Raw genomic sequence first — 3,722 nt, 5'->3', positions numbered from 1 at the left:
CATATTTAATCACTTTATTTGTTCGATTCATTTTGCCAAATCCTCAGCGATGAAAAATTCATCGTATTTACTGTTATGTGAAGGATTAAATTCATTATCTAAACCTACTGTTATTTTATAACCAACTACCTGACGCTTTTTCATGCTTAATTTAATTTCTCTTAGCATTCTAAATTCTTTTCTAGTTAAAGAGTAATCATTATCACCATGAAATAAAGAGCGTTCAGCTAATTCGGTATGGCGTCTGATATTTTTCTTATAGTCTACTTGTATTTCTGTAGGCTTCCCACTTAAAGGAGTTGCATTTGGCCCATATTTGTCTTTCATCGTCGTTTTGATTTCAAATGTGACCCACTCAGGTGGCGGTGGCTCAATTTTGCAAATCAAGTCAATACCTTGACCTTTCGCATTTTGTAACGCTATCATTTTTTCAGGAACAAAGCGTTTACCAAATAAAGGATTTAATTCATTACCATCCTTATCAAGACGGGAAGATTTGTTCGCTAATGGAGCTTTACCATAACGCGTTTTCATAAACAGCTTATCAAATAACGTGCCTTTTTTGATTTCATTGACAACATGCTGCTCGCCGAGATACCCCACAAACTGCGCCATTTTCATGGAAGCAACCCCGTCATAAAACAAATCCGAGGTTAATACCTTTTGTAATTCATGCTCAGATTTTAAATTAAGTTCGATATGTCCTGTCACTCGGCGTCCACCACCTTTCGGATTACCTTGTATACGTAGTATACATGTTCCATCTGGTTTTGGACCAAAACAAGTAACAATCGTATCATCAAAGTGCCGAGTAAAGGTTTTTCCGACCACATTAAAGCGAGTAACAAGCATATTTGTTAATGATTTTACTGATTCCTCACTCACTATTTTTGCGGTAATCCCCTTAAGATAACCTTCTGTAAATTCGAAGAGTTTAGCCATAATAGTCCTTTATTCTATTTATTTTGAGACACGTTATGTAATTTAGGTTCACCTTGAAAGGACTCTAAATAGAGTGTGCCTCCAATCCCCATACTCCCTACACTGGTAATAGCTTGTGTTTTAACCTTTTTACCAAAAAACATAAACAGGTTCATGGCATGATACGTCGTCACAAAACTTTTTGTATTCCCTGTCTGAGAATCAAGGTATTTCATGGAGTTTAACAGGACGTTATATCCTTCATCTTTGTTATACCCCCACAAAGCCGTGGAATCCTCAATCAATTCATTCGTCGAAAAAATCACATTTAACCCATCGGCAAGCAAAGGTATCACTCTCGCACCATTTTTCACGGTTGTAATTGCTGCCCCCACCCCAAACGCTAAAAAGATTAAATCAACGACAATAGATTTTCCTAAGTTAATTTTTTCGTTAACTTTTTCTTCATTAATATCCCTAATAATACGTTTAACGATCGCTTCTGCTAATTCCTCATATTTTTTTATATAAACGTTTTTTGACTGGCTAGATAATAAATTATAAACCGTCGATTTAGGTGTCACTGCAATCGTCTTTAAACCTTTACGATAATCAACATCAGATATTGCTACATTGTCATAGCCTGTCATGATTTCATACCGTAACCCTGGATCAGGGTCTCCCTCTATTTCATGAAAGTCCTGTTTACCATGTGTTTTTTCCCGTGTAAGCTGAAAATCAAGTCGGTAATAACTTTTGGCAAATTTATAACGAATGCCGCGGTAAAAAAAATGTGCATCTTTAGGACGCTCTGCTGCAGGTATAAATGCCAACATAAAGCTTAAATACGACTCTGTTCCCTCTCCACCGTCAGGGCTAAAATGTGCTCTTATTGCATCTTGCAGTCGAGAATAGCCCATGATCTCAGCGGCAAGTTGGCTTATTCTTGGCTCTACCGCATTATCTTGACTTTTTTGGTTGATCAGCGTCATGAATGTTTCAAAAGAAACTCCTGTCGGCATGGGCTCAGGCTCAATTTCATTAGGGCAACCTGCATTGTGCGTTTCCTCCCAAGCTTCATCAAAGGGGCTACGCGCCTCCGCATTGAAAGTATCAATGACTTGCTTATCATCCGATAACATCACACATGATTTAATACTGAGCTCACACGGTTGAGCGTCTATCGGATCACTAACAGGTTCATCCGTAAAACGTTTTTCACATCCCATAAAGACTCCTTCACTGCAAAACTAAAAATTGATTGGCGTTGACATCATCCGCAAGGACGAATAACAAGTTATCCATAAAATGGAGATAATCGTTAACGGGTAAATAAGGCAATAATGTTTTCACGGTGATGGGGTCGTAATAACGAAACATTAGCCATGTTTTCGTTTCTTCATCATACACTTGATTAAACTTTCGCAGTTGATGAGCCAATTTTTCGAGTGGCAGCCGTGAACGTAAATAAATCCCCAATGGTGTTTTTTGGCTATTTTCGAGCAACCATGTGACAAATGGCGAATCAGACTCTAACTTCACTAAATAAGGTGCGTAAAACGAATAGTGTTCGGCACTTTCCCCTTTCCACAAACAACAATGTTCCACCTCAAAGATATCCAGTAATACAGCAATATCGGGGCGTTTAATCGCATCAATGACCGCCCAGCTTTGGCTATGTGTCGAGAACTCGCCTTTAATCACCTGTTTCTGGTCATGGCGCGTGAATAACACATTACCAAACAAGTAGTCTTGCAGCATTGAATGTTTATTGCTCTTGTCGGTCCCATAAGGCAATAACGTTAAGCGTGATAGACTCATTGCGCCTCTTTCTCCTTCTTCGCTTTTGCGCAAATTTCACAAAAAGGTTGCCCCTCTTCTGTCGCTGCCATTAAGGCTTTCACCTGATCAATCCCCCCACCACCAATATCCAGTGATGAAGTGTTAATTTTGAGTTGTTTCGCTTTGATGGTAATCCCTGTATCATCAATCACAATGCTGCCTCCTGAACCGGCTAACGTCAGTTGGTTCTCAGCGTGGATGATGTAATAGGGGGATTGTGAAAACAGTTTAGTCTTCACTTCTTCATGCCGTTGTCCTTCCACGACTATTTTCTGATTGCCACTGATTTGAGTTTGCTTATCCGCAAAAATTACCGATTTATGGCTACTGTTAATAACCTCGGTCAGGTTCTGATCAATCTGAATTTCTTGGTCCTGCAAGATATGAATCACTGAATTACGTCCAATTTTTTCATAATGATCACGCCCAACATCGGTACGCTTATCTTGACCAATACGCTCTTCCTGATCGACTCCGACTTGTTTCTGCCGATTATGCTCAATCATGTGAAACTCATCGTTTAAAATATGTGTTCGATGATCCTTTTGCGCATGTAGATAAATTTCTTCGCGACCGTTACTATCCTCAAAGCGTAACTCATTAAATCCTTCGCCTTTATGGGTTTTTGAACGAAACGTAGTACGGGTTTTATGCTTAGGCAAATCTAATGGTGGGTTATTCCGCCCATTATAAGTACACCCTGTGATAATTGGCCTATCAATGTCACCGTCTAAATAGGAGACAATCACTTCTTGCCCGATCCTCGGAATTGACATAAAGCCAAAACCATCCCCGTTCCAGCCATGGGCGACTCTGACCCAACAAGAGGCACTGTGATCGGGCTTACCACGCCTATCCCAATGAAAATAGACCGTGACCGCCCCTTGGGAGTTGGTGTAAATCTCTTCACCCGGAGGACCCACGACCGTCGCTAACTCATCACCATCGGCGGTGGGTTT

Annotated in this window: 4 protein-coding genes; all 4 read right to left on the bottom strand. The window is 40.1% G+C overall.

What is annotated here, in order from left to right; genetic code table 11:
* Nucleotides 1–27: 27 nt before the first annotated feature.
* Complete coding sequence (locus tag PSF11_RS18435) at nt 28–942, bottom strand: hypothetical protein (protein ID WP_053110264.1); 915 nt, start codon at nt 940–942, stop codon at nt 28–30.
* A 14-nt stretch (nt 943–956) separates the two neighbouring features.
* The gene (locus PSF11_RS18430; RefSeq protein ID WP_036942294.1) at nt 957–2,150 is read right to left on the bottom strand and encodes a hypothetical protein; all 1,194 of its coding nucleotides are present in this window, start codon (nt 2,148–2,150) and stop codon (nt 957–959) included.
* A gap of 10 nt (nt 2,151–2,160) precedes the next feature.
* Nucleotides 2,161–2,742, bottom strand: coding sequence for a DUF4123 domain-containing protein (locus tag PSF11_RS18425; protein ID WP_052127979.1), 582 nt, complete (start codon nt 2,740–2,742; stop codon nt 2,161–2,163).
* Nucleotides 2,739–3,722 (bottom strand): type VI secretion system Vgr family protein (locus PSF11_RS18420; protein ID WP_272682857.1); only part of this gene is annotated, 984 nt, incomplete at its 5' end. The genes PSF11_RS18420 and PSF11_RS18425, both read right to left, overlap by 4 nt.

It is taken from the genome of Providencia sp. PROV119, from assembly GCF_028482435.1.
Taxonomy (GTDB): Bacteria; Pseudomonadota; Gammaproteobacteria; order Enterobacterales; family Enterobacteriaceae; genus Providencia; species Providencia stuartii.
Note: the sequence above shows the minus strand (reverse complement) of the source record. Positions and strands in the feature narration are given on the sequence as shown.

What these genes read in the sequence shown, in the direction of transcription:
- PSF11_RS18430 (WP_036942294.1), bottom strand. Translation starts at nt 2,150, where the DNA reads ATGGGATGTGAAAAACGTTTTACGGATGAACCTGTTAGTGATCCGATA.
- PSF11_RS18425 (WP_052127979.1), bottom strand. Translation starts at nt 2,742, where the DNA reads ATGAGTCTATCACGCTTAACGTTATTGCCTTATGGGACCGACAAGAGC.
- PSF11_RS18435 (WP_053110264.1), bottom strand. Translation starts at nt 942, where the DNA reads ATGGCTAAACTCTTCGAATTTACAGAAGGTTATCTTAAGGGGATTACC.